At 48.6% G+C, this 16,022-nt stretch carries 9 protein-coding genes; all 9 read right to left on the bottom strand.

What is annotated here, in order from left to right; translation table 11 throughout:
- Window positions 1–31: 31 nt before the first annotated feature.
- Complete coding sequence (locus AC6ESO_RS00370) at window positions 32–4,873, bottom strand: CBM35 domain-containing protein (RefSeq protein ID WP_497089698.1); 4,842 nt, start codon at window positions 4,871–4,873, stop codon at window positions 32–34.
- 149 nt (window positions 4,874–5,022) lie between these two features.
- Window positions 5,023–7,023 (bottom strand): type 2 periplasmic-binding domain-containing protein, encoded by a 2,001-nt coding sequence (locus tag AC6ESO_RS00365; RefSeq protein WP_497089697.1) that lies wholly within the window; start codon window positions 7,021–7,023, stop codon window positions 5,023–5,025.
- 287 nt (window positions 7,024–7,310) lie between these two features.
- A complete protein-coding gene (locus tag AC6ESO_RS00360; protein ID WP_497089696.1) occupies window positions 7,311–8,213 on the bottom strand; it encodes a carbohydrate ABC transporter permease in 903 nt (300 codons plus the stop codon).
- Window positions 8,214–8,222: 9 nt separating this feature from the next.
- A complete protein-coding gene (locus AC6ESO_RS00355) occupies window positions 8,223–9,173 on the bottom strand; it encodes an ABC transporter permease (RefSeq protein WP_497089695.1) in 951 nt (316 codons plus the stop codon).
- Between the two features lie 168 nt (window positions 9,174–9,341).
- Window positions 9,342–11,075, bottom strand: a complete 1,734-nt coding sequence (locus AC6ESO_RS00350) for a sensor histidine kinase (protein WP_497089694.1) — start codon at window positions 11,073–11,075, stop codon at window positions 9,342–9,344.
- Entirely contained in the window at window positions 11,072–12,685 is a 1,614-nt protein-coding gene (locus AC6ESO_RS00345) for a response regulator transcription factor (RefSeq protein WP_497089693.1), read from the bottom strand. The genes AC6ESO_RS00350 and AC6ESO_RS00345 overlap by 4 nt, the downstream gene beginning before the upstream one ends.
- A 309-nt stretch (window positions 12,686–12,994) precedes the next feature.
- Entirely contained in the window at window positions 12,995–13,387 is a 393-nt protein-coding gene (locus AC6ESO_RS00340; protein ID WP_497089692.1) for a VOC family protein, read from the bottom strand.
- A gap of 61 nt (window positions 13,388–13,448) precedes the next feature.
- Window positions 13,449–14,318, bottom strand: a complete 870-nt coding sequence (locus AC6ESO_RS00335) for a phosphotransferase (RefSeq protein ID WP_497089691.1) — start codon at window positions 14,316–14,318, stop codon at window positions 13,449–13,451.
- A gap of 54 nt (window positions 14,319–14,372) precedes the next feature.
- Window positions 14,373–15,983: a gamma-glutamyltransferase family protein gene (locus AC6ESO_RS00330; RefSeq protein WP_497089690.1), complete on the bottom strand. Its 1,611-nt coding sequence runs from the start codon at window positions 15,981–15,983 to the stop codon at window positions 14,373–14,375.
- Window positions 15,984–16,022 lie beyond the last annotated feature (39 nt).

The raw sequence follows: 16,022 nt of genomic DNA, 5'->3' as shown, positions 1-16,022 counted from the left end.
GGTGAAGCATGTAGTTCAGTAATTAAATGAGTTATTCATTTTGAGCAAATACAGACGCTTCCGAAAGCAATGTTCCGTCTTCGCTTGTCACGTACACCTTAACCGTGTAGTGCTGCCCGTTTTCATTGAAAGCGACTGACACTTGCTGCTCAGACGTTATATCTTTTGTTACGGTCTTTACCGTTTTCTTCCCGTTTTTCTTTGTCAGTTCAAAAACGATAACTTCAGTACCCGAATGCTGTCCAACCGGTTTAATAATCGCTGCTGCTGTAAAACCTTTCTTACCCGCTAAACTTCCGTTTAGGATTACAAAAGGAATAGTCGGTTCCGGCTCAATAACTTCCTCACCCGCAATGCTGATATAGTCGATGTTGATAAGTCCCGTGTCGCCAGCATCCTTCTTAATGGCGATCGTATTCTCTCCTTCGGCAAGTGCCAGCTTCAACGTTCTGTTGCCCCAAGTATCCCAATTGCCCGTACCGGAGAAATGAACTTGTTTCAGCTTCGTGCCGTTTACGTAGACCGATAACGTTCGATCATCGTCGCCGTCTGCGTAACGGATCGTCACATCCTTGCTGCCTGCAGCAGCTGCATGAACCGTAAAGGTAAGGGATGGTCCATCACCGTTAAAGCTGTCAACGAATCCGGTGCCGGAATAACCGGCATGATCGGTGTTTTCTTTGACATTTCCACTAAATGCGGAAAGCTCAGCTTCATACTTCATGCCAGGTGCGTGTTCTTGATTCGCATCCAGCGGAATGCTGATGTTATCGACATTTACGGCACCGGTATCGCCTGCATCGTATTTGTAGGTGATCTTATTCTCACCTGCTAACAGGACCAATTGCTCGGTTCTGTAACCCCAACTATCCCAACCGCCGGTACCCATCAATCTCGTTTGTTTGATTTTGACACCATTGAGATAAATGCTGAGGGAGCGAATATCCGAATCCCCATTCGCGTAACGAAGCGTTACATCCTTCGTCACGGTTGCGAAGGTATTTACGGTGAAGGTTACCCCTGCTCCTTGACCATTGAAACTATCCACGAAGCCTGTGCCCGTAAAGTCGTCATGGTTGGTGGCTAAAGCAGTTCCGCCCTCTAGCGCAGCATCCTCTGCTTCATAGATCACACCTGGATCCGGAGCAGATTCCGCAACCGGTGCCGGTGGATCCGTCGGATCAGTTGGATCAGTTGGGTCAGTCGGATCTGTCGGTGCGGGAACCGTTGATGGCGTCGGCTCGTCAATTGCACCGCTAGTTGTGATGACCATCCGGTCTGCAGTCGTATAAGTACCTTTTGAACTTTCATTTTTCTGCCCTGTAATTCTCACTTTGACCGTATGCTGCTCAAGCGGTAAGCCCGGACTTGTGTACAGCAGCGTATTTGCATTACGGGAAACATTATACAAGTCAACAAGCGTTTCGAGTCCGCCGTCCACGGAGACCGCAATGATACCGAACGCATCGTTCTTCTCCCCATATACCTTCACTTGCGTACCTGTAAATTTAAACTGATAGTAGTCGTTTGTTGTCGCGTTAAAATGATCGGTTTCCAAATAAGCCTGGCCATTCGCGCTTGCATTCCATGAAGAACCAACAAACTCATACTGATTCTCGTCCGTACCTGTGTCTGCATCGTCGAACGTTAATGTCTGCGCAGGCTCAGTATCACTGGTTGTAATCACAACACGGTCTGCCGTTGTGTAGGTGCCTTTCGATACTGCATGCTTAAGCCCGGTAATTCTGACTTTAAGCGTATGGCTTCCGTTCGACAGCGTATGGCTTGTGTAAAGCAGCGTATTGGCCTTACGTGTCGGATTGTAGAGATCGATGAGCACTTCAGGACCACCGTCAATAGAAGCACCGATGATACCAAAGGCATCGTTCTTCTCGCCATACATCTCAATTTGTGTGCCAGTAAATCTCACTTGATAATAATCGTTTGCCGTTCCGCTGAAGTGGTCGGTTTGCAAATAAGCTTCGATATTCGCGCTTGCATTCCATGCGCCGACAAACTCGTATTGATTCTCATCTGTACCGGTGTCATCATCGTCAACGGTCGTGGTTTGTGCATCAACAGATCCCAAAATCACGACAACCTTATCCGCTGTATGCCAGTTACCACCGGAATTCACGTTCTTCGTCCCGGTCAATCTCACCTTCAGCGTATGCTCGCCCTTCGGCAGCTCCGCACTGGTATATAGCAGCGTATCTACTATTCTTGTAGCATTATAGCTGTCTACCAGCGTTTCTTCGCCCCCGTCAACAGACATGGCTGCAATACTGAAGGAGCTGTTCTTTTCCCCGTACACTTGGATTTGTGTACCGTTAAATTTCACTTGATAGTAATCATTTGCCGTTCCGCTGAAATGGTCTGTCTCCATATAAGCTTGGTCGTTCGGACTCAAGTTCCATCCGCCTACGTACTCATACTTGTAAAGACCTGTGCCTGTCTCATTATCATCCACCGTCACCGTTCCTGTAGTTACGACTACACGATCGGCTGTGACCCAGTTTCCGCCGGAACTTGCATTCTTCTCTCCGGTTAATCGGACTTTCAACGTATGGCTGCCAAGCGGAAGCGTCTCGCTGGAGAACAGCAATGTGTTAACCGACCGTGTCGCACTATACGAGTCGACCATGGTTTCCGGTCCGCCGTCAATGGAAACGGCAGCAATACCGAAACCGTTGTTTTTCTCTCCGTACACGCGGATATGCGTTCCTGTAAATTTCACTTGGTAATAATCGTCTGCTTTGTTGTTGAAATGATCGGTTTCCATATAGGCCTTGTCATTTGCGCTTGAATTCCAAGCGCCGACAAACTCGTATTTCAATTCAGCCGTCCCTGTCTCTGCATCGTCAATCGTGACCATACCGAGCACGGGAGGAGGCGTCGGAGGCTGAGGCGTTGGTTCGAGCGGTTGCTCTGTAGCGTAATAAGCCGGTACATAACCGTCGGCCGTAAAACCCGGTACCCACTCGTCGCCGCCTAGCTCGTAAGCTCCGATATCGGGTGCAGTACCTACGAAACCATCCGTTACTCCGGCAACAACTCCGCCATGATCCACTGCTGGCGATTCTGCTTTCAGGCGGTATTTCAGCCCGCCATGGCCATCATTGACGAATTTAGGATCTGTTTTTTGTCTGATCGTATTGATCGCATTATCAACGGATAGAATCGCATCGCGGTGAATGTTATTTTGATTCACATCGATCGCCGGGCTTGTGTAAGTGGTGTAAGACGCTGTAGCCATTGAACCGAATGTATTGTTATAGGTATTGAAAATCTTGATTGGCTTGCCGTCACCAAATTCATGCTGGTTATAGTAATCAATCATATTATTCCAGAGAACATTGTGATCGACTTGTGCCGGTCCTGATCCTTGGTCTAGGTAGACACCTGTTTGGATACCGGTATCCGGAATGTTATAAGGCGCTTTGTTATCGTGAATCCAATTGTGGTGAATGCGTGTTCCTGTCAAATCGGAGGATCTGGATGAATACACGGCTCCTAAGTCCATATTGGCTAAGCCGTAGTCGTACAAGTCGTTATAGCCGATCTCCACATTCGGATTATTGTACAAGTCGATGCTGGAACGTCCTGTTCTGTAGATGGTATTGTGCGTAATCGTTTGATTGCCCGTGAAAGGCTTCGGCACGATACCGCTCGCATAAGTTCCGTCATAAGCAATGTCATGTACCAAGTTGTTGTTCGCCGAGTTACCGGCACCGAGTACGATACCCGCTCCGGAGCTGTACTCAATTACACTGTTCTTGATGCTGCTTCCAGGACCAATCAGTCTAATGCCGGTTTCGTCCGAGTGCGAATAAGTCAGATCCGGACCAGGCAGCGTTACGCTGTGATTGATATATTTTGCTTTCAGCCCGTCGATTGTGATGTTCGAGCTGCTGACATTCGTCACCAATGAGGCTGCCTCTACATGGATGTTATTGATCGTGATATTGGATTTGTTGTTCAAATCAAAGGCATAGTTGCGTATCTTTACCTCTACGTTCGTCGGGCTATTACCGTCCGGAGCCCACAGGTAGAGCTTCGTTCCGTCATAGAACCATTCCTTCGCACTGTCCAGCGCGCCTAGTTTTCCAGTGAGATAGTAATAAGTACGGAACGCTTCGACCGTGTTCTTCGAAAGCGTCAATTTCGTGCCGCTCTGAGCTGTAATCTGTGCAGTCGACGGAATGAACCACCCTGTCATCCACATTTGACCGCCAACCCAGCCACCTTCGATATTCGGTATAGCCGCATCATCGACTGTCATACCCGAGCCAACTGAAGCCCAAGTACCTTGCTTCGCTTCTCGCCAATCCGCACGGTTCATGAGATCATCCGAATTCGGTAAATTCGGCCAGCGTGCTTCGATCATCATTTTGCCATCAACGAATACTTGGTTCGCCATCAGCGTATCGTTATTCGTCATATGATCGTTATAGCCGTTCGCCGGCAGCGAAATTGTCTTCTGATAGATATTGCCTTGATAGACCGACCAGTCTCCATCGGCAACATCTGCACCGCTAATCGTTACAACCGCATCTCCATCCGGCTGATACACGATCGGATTCCCTTCCGTACCGGAATTGGAAGGTGTAACGGTCTCCCGATAAACCCCGCTGCGGATCAATACCGTATCGCCGGCCGCGGCAACACTGGCTGCTTTCTGAATCGTTGCGAAAGGTTCCGCAGCCGTTCCGGGATTACTGTCCGAAGCGTTGTCACCGCCGACATAATAACCAAGCTCTGCTGCTTGAGCCTTCTCTATAGGTGCGATATAGGGGATGATAATCGTCATTGCCAACAGCGCTGCGCCAACAGTTCGTAACAGCTTCTTCCTATTTCCTTGCAATGCGGACATGCACAAACCTCCTAAATAGTTGTAATCGCTTTCACCGACAAACGATTTCAAGGCACTTTGCACGAAAAAAGACAAAAGATATCCCTGGCTCTACATGAACATGAACATTCATATAAAACCAGGGAGCGTCATTCTTAGAAAGCGATTTGTTACGGCAACATACCCTCGTTACCTTTCAAGAAGTAATCATTGATTTCTTTCAGGGTTTGATCATTTGCACCGTTCTTCGTTGCAATGCCGCTGAACGTTTTCCACAATTCCTCGAATTGGGCATCGTCTTTCGCAGCCATTGTTTTCGTCAGCGCTTTCTCGAATGCATCTCTGCCTTTCCAGAATTTATCTGCGCTTGGTACCGGGCCGAAGAAATTCCAAATGGCCGGATCTACTTTAATCGTTGTTGTAATCGTTGAAGTTGAATTATTAGGCAAGTTTCCTGGGTTAAAGAAACTGAGGCCATCGGCTGGGGACAGCACTCTTTCGTATGCATAGCTAGGTGTTACAGTGGAACCACCCCACATGTACGTTGGGTATGGCGGCCATTGTTTAGACGAGGAGCCCAGTCTGTTGTTGTGCAGGTTGTATTTATTGTTGGCGCCGTTGTCTTTGTTGTACACCATTGCATCTTCAAGATCTTTATCCTTGAATACGCGTTTGCCGTCTTTCTCATCGAACAGTTCTGCACTTCTTGGACCCCAAGTGTACATTTTCTCGCCGACTTCAGAGACCATGTAATCGAGGTAATGGATGATTTGCGGCAAATCTTCTTCCGCTACTTTATCTTTGAAGATCAAGATCGTTTGGTTATTGCCGCTAGGTCCTGTAGGGGAGATGAACTGATCGGTATTGGCCGGCGAATCCAGGAACACTTTTCTGTATCTGTACTTCTTGCCGGCCGCTTTCAATACGCTCTCATCCGGAGTATCCCACAGATAAGCAACCGCATATTGACCGTTATTCATTTTCTCCGTATGTGTCGCTTGGTTCTCAAGCAGCGATTTCGGATCCATTACTTTATCGCGCACCAGCTTGTTGAACTCCAACAGCGTTTGTTTAAACCATTCTTGTTGGAACATGAACTCGATTTCTTTCGTTTTCTTATCATAGTACGTGAAGTAGTTGTTATTTGCAGGAATACGGTTAAGGTAAGTTTGAAGCATGGTCAGGGTGCTCCAGTTGTCGCCGCCGCCAAATGCATAGGTGGTTTCAACCGGCTTACCGTTTTCTTTAATGTCTTCTTTCTTTATCAGCGCCTGCATGTCATACAGGAACTTGTAGAAGTCATCCTTTGTTTTGAGCGGCACATCGTACAGTTCTTCTTTGGAGAACTTCCCGCCGTTCTTCACGTATAGCGCATCGATTTCGTCCTGCGTTTTGGCTGTCGGGTAAAGCTTCTTCAAGAGGTCATCGCGTACCCAGATCGAGCCCATTCCATCCGGCGCTTGCTGGGAGTTTGGACTGACGAACGATGGATCAAGGACCTTTAATGTGTTGTCCGGGTCACCAAGCTCCAGCGGGAAGCCATAGGTTTTGCCATCCAAATTTTTGATCGTAATATTCTCCAGCACTTTTGGAAGCTTGTCGAAAGGCGTTCTCTTCGCTAAGTTCGGTGCGTACTTGGAGATGACTTCGGTCAAATCGTATACCTTTCCAGCCTTAACGAGCTCCGCCAATGCGGATGTATCCGAACTCATGACCACATCCGGCCAATCGTTGGCCGCGTTCAGCATGCCCATCTTCACGTTCAAATCCTGACCGCCGTTATCGAAGGAGTTTTCTTGGTCGATTTCAACGCCGGTAACGCGTTTCGCCTCAGGTGTTACGACGTCTTGCTCTGCTGAATTATGAGTAGGCTCGCCTGTACCGTGCGAATACCACAATTTCAATTTCAGCTGTTTCCCTTTCCAATCCGGGAAGTCCGAGCTGTCCGTTACTTTGTCGTACATGTCATAGTAGAATTGCTCAGCCGGAGCCGCATTTTCAGTCGTGTTCGCTGCATTCGTTGTATTGTCTGCAGCAGCTTCCGTATTCGTGGCAGCGCTTGCATCATTCTTAGCAGGTTCGTTATTATTATTCGAGCAGCCGGCCAGCATAGCTACAGACAGTGCTGCCGTCAGCGATAGGCGTACGCCTGTTGATAGGTGCTTCTTCACACATAATCCTCCCTTATTTATGTAGCCTTTTATAAAATTAGGTATGGAATGAGCTGATACAGATATGCGATAATAGAAGTGCTACAATCACGAGAACATATTCATGAGATCGGCCGGCTAGTAGGTTTGGCGACAGATTAGCCCGCTTTCCCTCTTTGATATGTTCTTTTTACATGGTCTTGCAAACGTATGATCCCCTTAATCTTAAACGCTCGTTTATCCACTACTACTCTATCACAGACAGCTGTAGGCCTCACCACCTTTAATAGATGACCTGATCGAACTCGCTACTCTTTCACGGCTCCGAGCGTAATGCCTTGCACGAAATACTTCTGCAGGAAGGGGTAGATCACGACAATCGGAATGGTCGTAATGATAATATTCGCTGCCCGAATCGCGGCTGGCGTCATTTGGCGCGGCGTACTCGTTGCACCCATCGTCCCCATTCGAATGGCTTCCTCCATTAGCTTCGTCACTCTTTCGCCTTCCCTCAAGATTTGCATCAATATATATTGAAGCGTATACAAATGCTTGTCGGTTATAAAATACAGCGTTGTCGTCCAATCATTCCAATGTCCCACCGCGCTCCATAAGGCGAGAACCGCTATAATCGGCATGGATAACGGGACATAGACACGGAACATAATGATGAACTCATTGGCTCCGTCAATTCGCGCTGATTCTGCAAGACTTCCCGGAATGCTGTACAGATACGACCGGATAATGACCATATTGTATAAGCTGAAGGATACCGGAAGTACATAAACCAGAAAGCTGTTCAGCATGTGCATTTTGGAGAAAAGAAGGTATTGCGGAATCAGTCCACCGTTGAAATACATCGGGATCATCAAGAACATCAGGACTACCGCCTTGCCTTTGAAGTCCTTGATCGTAAAGGCGTAAGCACACATATATTGGACGACCAGCGCAATAAGCGTTCCGATGATCACCCGCAAAACCGATATGCCCGTTGCCGTAATCACGTCTTTGTTCTGAAGCAATACTTTGAAATTATCAACCGTGAACACCCGCGGCCAGAACGTGATCCCTCCGAACTGCGAATCCATCGGATCGTTGAAGGCTATTGCAAGCACATTCACATAAGGGAAGATCATCGCTACGACTAGGATAAACAGGAGGCTGATGTTCCCGTATTTAAATAGTTTGTATGCGTTCGATTCGTGACTCATCTGGGCCTCCTACCATATCGATACCCCTGATATTTTCTTGGATATCTTGTTTGCAATGATGATAAGCAGCAATGCGACCAGCCCTTGTGCGAATCCGACCGCAGTAGCTAAGGAGTAGCTGCCTTGTTGAATACCTGAGGAGAAGATCACCGTTGCGATAACATCGAAATTAATGAAAGCATTCTGCATCCCATAGACGAGCTCGAAGTTGCTGGCGAACAGCGTCCCGAGTGTAAACAGCAGCAGCAGGATCGTCGTTTGCTTCAGCCCCGGCATTGTAATATGCAGATGCTGCTTAAACCGGTTGGCGCCATCCATCTTAGCGGCCTCATAGAGATGCGGGTCGATGGAGGTTATCGTGGCTAAATATACGATCGTTCCCCAGCCGACTTCCTTCCACACGCTCAGCAGCAGCAGCAAGGGGAGGAACAATCCTTGCTTAGACAAGTACATTTCCCGCTCCGCGTCCGGTCCGAGCACCGCAACTCGCAGATCGTTCAGCGGTCCATAGGAATCGAAGAAGGAGTAGCAAAGACCTACAACAGCGATCCAAGATAAGAAGTGAGGCAGATAAGTCAACGTTTGAACACTTCGCTTGTACAAGCCGTTCTTCAACTCATTTATCATGAGCGCCAGTAAGATCGGCGCCGGGAATCCGACGATAATAGTGAGCACGCTGAGCTTCAGCGTATTAATAATGGAGCCCCATAACAGCGGAATTTGGAAGATTTCCTTGAAATGAACCAATCCAACCCAATCGCTTTTCCATAATCCGGCGAACATATTGTAGTCTTGGAAGGCTGACAATAATCCCGGCATCGGCATGTAGGAAAAGATGAAAGTTAACACGATGGAAGGCAGCATTAGCAGGTAACCAAACATATTCGCCTGGATGTTTCGAAGCATTCTGGCACGTATCGTTTTCTTCATCGGCACTTGGGCGGCAATCGTTTTCAACATGTTCCCTCCTCTCTCATCACTAGCTGTTCTCTTGTATGATTGAATTATAGAACGCTTTCATTTCTGGAAATAGTAAATATACGGATTACAAATAACAGAATAAGGACCTCCTGATCCTACAAAAATGACCTCATCCCGATATAGCGATCGGAATAAGGTCATGGTTGGTTACGCCGATATGGATTTCGCTTCCATCCGATCGGCGTTGTAATTGGACGGTGTCGTTAGAATTACCTTCGTGCCTTGCCCTGGCTCGCTTTCAATTGCCAGGCCGTAGCCTGTCCCATAATACGTTTCCATGCGATTGCGGACATTCTTCATCCCATAGCCGCTGTATTTGCCTTCTTCCGCGCCTTCGAGTATGCGCTTGATCTTCTCGGGACCCATGCCGAGTCCGTTATCGGCAATTTCGAATCGGATTGTTTCGTTATGCGTGCTGACCCGAATCGTGATTTGTCCCCCTGATTCTCTCCCGCTAATGCCATGCAGAAACGCATTCTCCACGATCGGCTGGAGAAGATTCTTCAATACCAGCTGCTGACCGGTTTCACCTTCGATTTGAATGTCATATTCGAAATCGGTGCCATAGGCAAACATCTGCAGTCTTAAATATTCGCGGATCATTTCCGTTTCCTGCTCAATCGTGATGATACTGCTTCCTTTGTTCAGGGCAATGCGGTAATACTTCACCATCGAATCTACAACCTCATGAACCTTCGGATCGTTATAGATCCAGCGGAAAGTAGAGAGCGTATTGTACAGAAAATGAGGATTGAACCGCTCTTGCAGCAACTGCGTCTCCAGCACGGTTTTATCCAGCTCATAGTCGGTGATTTTACGATAATACTCCTTGATCCGCAGCGTCAGCTCGTAGAAAATACGTCCCATCTTCCCGAACTCGTCCTCGGTTTCCTCGAAGGGCACGAAGCTGTCGCTGCTGATTAAGCTTTCGACATTGGTGTTCATTTTCCTAAAGAGCGCTTCCAGCTTCTTCGTCAGGAAATAAGAAACCATCTCGACCGTAACGAAAAGAATGCCGATGAGGAAAATGAAAATAACGAGCACCGTGATCAAATAACCCTTTAATCCCTGAAACACCAAGCTTTTTGGAACGAACATGGAAATTTCGCCGATCCCCGGATTCAGCTCTTTATTAATCCTATAATAATCGTCGTTGGCCGACTCCCTCTCCGGAATCGTTGTTTGCCCATCGCCAATCACCCATTCTTTCTTACCATCAATTTCGTAAAAGATATAGCTGCCTGCCGGAATTTCATACTTGAAGAAGTCCGTGATCTGCTGAATTGGAATTTGCAGCTCAATAATGGCCAGCGGCTTACCCAGCGACATGATTTTCTTGTAGCCGAACAGATAACTGGATTCCACATCGCTGAATTGGGCTTTAATCGTCCGATATTTCCATAAAATCTGGCTGTCGTCATAGTTCAAAATTTCATCCTTCAGACTTACGCCGTCCGTTTCCTTTACGTTCGCCAAATTCTGAATGCTTCGCAAGTAATCCCCGTCGTAATTCGTATCTTCAATGGCATAGATTTGGAAATTCACGTCCCGGTTATCGGACTTCATCGCATTGATGACGCTCTGCAGATAGTCGCTGAAATTCATAACCCCAACGAGATTCTGATCGGTCTTGGTATCCAAGTAATTGAAAATATAAAAGTTATTATTGATCGCCATCAGCTTATCCATATTTGAGGACAACAGGCTATTAATGCCGTTCACGCTGCTGGTCAGCTGAATGTCGTTCTTGTTAATAATCTCCTGGACCTTGGCGCTCCACACTTTCTGAATCATCAAGGAACCGAGAATAATCATGGGCAGAAGAGCGAACACGAAAATAATCGCGGCGATTTTGTGGCGATACGACAGCTTCCCGATCATAAGACAACCTTGCTCTTGTATTCAGCAGGCGTCATGCCGACGTTCTTCTTGAAGGCAAGGCAGAAATACGACGTATTCATATAGCCGACCTCTTCGGCAACGGATGCCACTCTGCTATCTTTATCCTTGAGGAGCTTCTTCGCCGCTTCGATTCGCACCTCGATGACGTAGTCGAAGATCGTTTTGCCGACTTCCTTCTTGAACAGCGCATTGGCATATCTGCCGCTCAAGTAGACCGACTTCGAGATATCCTCGATCGTGATCTGCTCGTGATACTTCGATTTGATGATCTGTTTGATCGTGTCGACGACCTTCGTATTCTTACTCGTGTTCTTCTCGGACAAGCGATCGATAATCGTCATCAGCCATTGGTAGATCTTCTCGCTCACATTCATCGGCGTATCCGGCTGGCTGAATTGTTTCCATACCTGCATATCATCCTCGGCCAGATCACGGAAGGACTGATTGGCTTCCTGCAGAATGATTCGCGTAATATTGACGACCATGAAAGCAAAGCTCTTCACATAGTTGGCATCCCGCCGGGATACACGGTCGCCCAAATATTTGTCGACGAACTCCCTTACATCCACAGAGGTGCTGTAGATCATGAGTGTTTTCAAATCCTGATAGACCGCTTCGAGGTTGGGCAGTTCTTCAAACGGAACGTCCGTGCGATCTTCGATTTCTTCAAAGGTGATAATGGGGTTGCTGCCGCTGTAGAACCGGGTATGAACGGCTTTCTGAGCCTGCTTATACAGCGCCGAAATATCCGCAATTTCATCGGACACTTTACTGATCCCGGTGATGGCCGTGAGTTCCACTCTTCTGCTGATCTCCATACTGATCGCTACGGCTGTATTCATGATGTTGTCTTCTTCATCTGCTTCGAAGATAATGGCGGCATAGTCCAGTGGGGAGAATTGAATCGGATAAATATATCGATTGCCAGTACTTAAGGAGGTGATGCTTCTCTTCACGGAATAGGAGACGAAATACGCATCAGCCACGCCATGATCGACAGCCTTCTCTTCCGCTTCATGAAGCTGGATCGACAATACGTGGATGCGGTCATGCGGCCGGACAGCCACCTTCAGGAACGCCATTCGTTTAATAATATCCGCTTCATTGTGAAAATTGCCGAGCAGCAGTTCTTTGAAAAACTGCTCCTGCACGAGTGGCAGCATCATCTCCAACTGCTGCAGCATACGCTCCTTCTCCATCGATTGCGAATGCTTAATATCGATATCATGGACGAGTTTCTTGACCGCCGTTACGAGCTCGTCGGCGATAATGGGTTTGAGAACATAGCCGTAAATGCCTAAGTCGACGGCTGACTTAGCGAATTCGAAATCGCTGTGGCAGCTGATGAAGATGACTTTTATATCGGGGTATCGCTGATAGATTTCCTCGGATAACTGGACGCCGTTCATAATCGGCATCGCGATATCGGTTACGATGAGATGCGGCTTGAGCTCATCAATTCGTTCCAGCGCTTCCGCGCCATTCGGGAAAGTTGCCACCACTTCAATGCCAAGCGATGCCCAATCAATATGATTTTTAAGACCATTACGCTCGTACTTGTTGTCATCCACGATGAACATCCTATACATGCTAGTCCCCCTCAAGCCCTTTTTCTGATTCTGTTACCCTAAAAATATAGTGAAAGCGTTTTAATAGCAAGATGTTTTTAGTATGCTGAAGTGTGGGGTGAGGCATCTCTAGGAGATATTAATGATGGGTCGCTTCACTTTGTTGCGCCTTAGATTCGGCTTCCTTGCGGCAAAAATCCAGCAAAGTAGATCCCTAACAGCCTCTCAGCAATTGGATCTAGCATTCACTATAGGCTATGTACAATAGCATGAGAAAAACGCCTGGATTCTCCCCCAGGCGTTTTCTCAATCTATACGACCGCCGCTAAACTATAGCCGCTTTCCAATCTCCCAATGATGGCCGAACGGATCGATCATCCGACCGATTCGCCAGCCGTGGCCATCATTGACAGGCACGACAACCTCCGCACCGGCCGTGATCGCTTGCTCAAACAACGAGTCCGGATCGGTCACCGTTAGAATCATTCGGACGGAACCGGGCACACCCGGCATCGGACTCGATTCCGGGTCCTCTTGAATCCAGAAGCCCGCTCCTTGAACCGACAGTTCCGCAAGAACCGGCTTCCCCTCTCCCTCTTCCAACCTGTACAGCTCAACCGCGCCGAAAGCCGCTTTATAGAAAGCTAAAGCTTCCGCTGCGCTGCGAACTGATATCCATGGAGCGATTGATGCTGCTGTGGCTTGTGACTGGACATGCGACATTGGTTAGCCTCCCTATTGACATCCAAATGCTCCCTCAATGAATCTTTTAATGCACCTATGTTCAATCAATCCCATGTCGTACACGTGCTCTCCAATAGCTCCATGCCTCCAAATACGCCGGTAGATCCTGAGGATGGTGCAGTAAGCAGACGCCAAGCCGGTAATAAAGTCCAACCACTACTTCCCAAATCAGCTCCTCATTCTCGATAGGCTCATGGGCAAGCCGTTCAAATGCAGGCAGCAGCGTTTCCATCGTCAAGTCATCCGGCGACGAAACGAATGCGAAGATGAAATCATAGAGCAGCGGCCCAGCCATTGGCGTCGGATCGATGACACCTGCCAGCTGCCGATCATGGAACACGAAGTTGTGTACGCCGCAGTCACCGTGAAGCCAATAACGCGGACGTCCTTCCCTGCACACGAGCAGCTTCCCCGCAATCGAAATGACGAGTTCGTAGTCGGCATCCGGAAGCAAGCTGCCGATCTCATTTTTTGCAAAATCTAAACCATCAAGCGTATGATCCTCCCACCCTAACGATGGATCCGATTGCTCCACTGTGCGGTAATGATTCAAAAGCTCAACCGTCAATTGAGGCATCCAATTTTGCTTCGAACCACGCTCATTACCTGTTGTACCTGGAACATATGCATATACGATATAAGAGTAATCCGGAGCTACGAAATGCACCTTAGGCATCAGCGGACTATCCGCATAATCTATCAGAAATTGCGCCACTACTGACAAATACGCCCCATCTTCCAGCTTCAGCACATATCGCGCCATCTCGTTCACCATCAAGATATACACGCGGCCTTCTGTCGTGCCATTCATCTGATGCATAAGCTTCGAATCCGGATCGATGATGCGCTGGACTGCAAGCTCTTGAATGATTTCACGGATTTCCGGACTAGCAGCCTGTTCTGCTTCCACCTTGATTGCGCACTCCATTCATTTATAGAATTTCAACCACCACGACGACTAATGCTACCAAGAAGCAATGCAACCGTCTGTTCTCGGTTCGGTTCCACCGATCAGGACGCCATTCTTATCTCGCCAAATGATCTGTCCACATCCGAAAGCTTTGCGGTCTTGAACAATCTGAATCTCATGTCCTTTGCGTTTAAGCTCCTCGACAACCTCAGTCGGGAACTCCCCTTCAACGGCAATCTGTTTGCCTTCCATCCATTGCCACCTTGGCGCATCGAGCGCGGCTTGCGGGTTCTGGCTATGATCCAATAAATTAGAGATCACCTGCAAATGCCCCTGGGGCTGCATAAAACCACCCATGACACCGAATGGACCAATCGGCTCACCGTTCTGCGTAAGAAAACCCGGAATAATCGTATGATAAGGCCGTTTGCCCGGCTCCAGCACATTCGCATGCGCAGGATCAAGTGAGAAGGATGCCCCTCTGTTCTGCAAGCTGATCCCCGTGCCCGGAACCACGATACCTGAACCAAATCCCATGTAGTTGCTTTGGATAAAAGAAACCATATTCCCTTCTCCATCGGCGGTAGCCAAATAAACCGTCCCGCCTTTAGGCAGCTGCCCTGGTTCAGGCATCAATGCCGACTCCCCAATCAAGCTTCTGCGAAGAGCGGCATAGGAAGGCGATAGCAGCTCTGCTACACTTGCTTTCATCCGGATTGGATCCGTAATATAATGCTTCCCATCTGCAAAAGCCAGCTTCAGCGCTTCGATCTGCGTATGATATCTGCTCGTGCTCTCATAATCGGAGAGATCCAGCCCATTCAACATATTCAAAGCCATTAAGGCGACCAATCCTTGCCCATTCGGCGGCAGCTCCCATACATCGTATCCGCGATACGGGACAGAGATCGGATCCACCCACTCCGGCTGGAACGGCGCAAGATCCGTGCTGCGAAGCAGTCCCCCGCTCTCTCTGGCATACCGATCAATGATCTCTGCCAATTCGCCTCGGTAGAACGATTCGCTGCTGGATTCCGCAATCAGCCGAAGTGTCCGGGCATGATCCGGTGAACGCCACATTTCGCCGGCCCTTGGCGCCCATCCATCCGGAGCGAAGACGCGAAACCACTCTGCGAATGCCGGATCATTCCCGCTTCGCTGCGCATACACCTCGTGAGCACGCTGCCACTTGAGCGCGAGCTCCGGTGAAACCGGGTAACCGCCATCTGCGTAATCAATGGCGGATTCGAGCAGCCGTGCAAAGGGCAATTCGCCGAAGCGAGCAGATAAACCTGCCCACGCCGCCGGAGCGCCCGGAACGGTCACCGGCAGCCATCCGCTTGCCGGCATTTCCGTTTCAAATCCGCGTTGACGAACCGCTTCCGGCGTCAATAGCTCTGGCGCTCCTCCGCTCGCGTTCAATCCATACATTTGACCTTTATACCAAACAACCGCGAACGCATCGCTCCCAATGCCATTGCCTGTCGGCTCTACGACCGTAAGGCATGCAGCGGCTGCAATCGCCGCATCAATGGCATTCCCGCCCTGCTGCAATACACGAAGTCCCGCTTGCGAAGCGAGCGGCTGCGAAGTAGCAACCATCCCTTTCTTCGCAACAACTGCCGTCCTTCGGGATGGATACGGATACTCAGATAGATTGAACATGATCGACTTCCCCCTTGACTTGTAAATGGTGAGCGCGCT

It is taken from the genome of Paenibacillus rhizoryzae (assembly GCF_059686995.1).
The sequence above is the reverse complement of the archived record's forward strand: the minus strand, read 5'-3'. Positions and strand labels throughout refer to the sequence as shown.

What these genes read in the sequence shown, in the direction of transcription:
- AC6ESO_RS00370 (WP_497089698.1), bottom strand. Translation starts at nt 4,873, where the DNA reads ATGTCCGCATTGCAAGGAAATAGGAAGAAGCTGTTACGAACTGTTGGC.
- AC6ESO_RS00360 (WP_497089696.1), bottom strand. Translation starts at nt 8,213, where the DNA reads ATGAGTCACGAATCGAACGCATACAAACTATTTAAATACGGGAACATC.
- AC6ESO_RS00355 (WP_497089695.1), bottom strand. Translation starts at nt 9,173, where the DNA reads ATGTTGAAAACGATTGCCGCCCAAGTGCCGATGAAGAAAACGATACGT.
- AC6ESO_RS00350 (WP_497089694.1), bottom strand. Translation starts at nt 11,075, where the DNA reads ATGATCGGGAAGCTGTCGTATCGCCACAAAATCGCCGCGATTATTTTC.
- AC6ESO_RS00345 (WP_497089693.1), bottom strand. Translation starts at nt 12,685, where the DNA reads ATGTATAGGATGTTCATCGTGGATGACAACAAGTACGAGCGTAATGGT.
- AC6ESO_RS00340 (WP_497089692.1), bottom strand. Translation starts at nt 13,387, where the DNA reads ATGTCGCATGTCCAGTCACAAGCCACAGCAGCATCAATCGCTCCATGG.
- AC6ESO_RS00330 (WP_497089690.1), bottom strand. Translation starts at nt 15,983, where the DNA reads ATGTTCAATCTATCTGAGTATCCGTATCCATCCCGAAGGACGGCAGTT.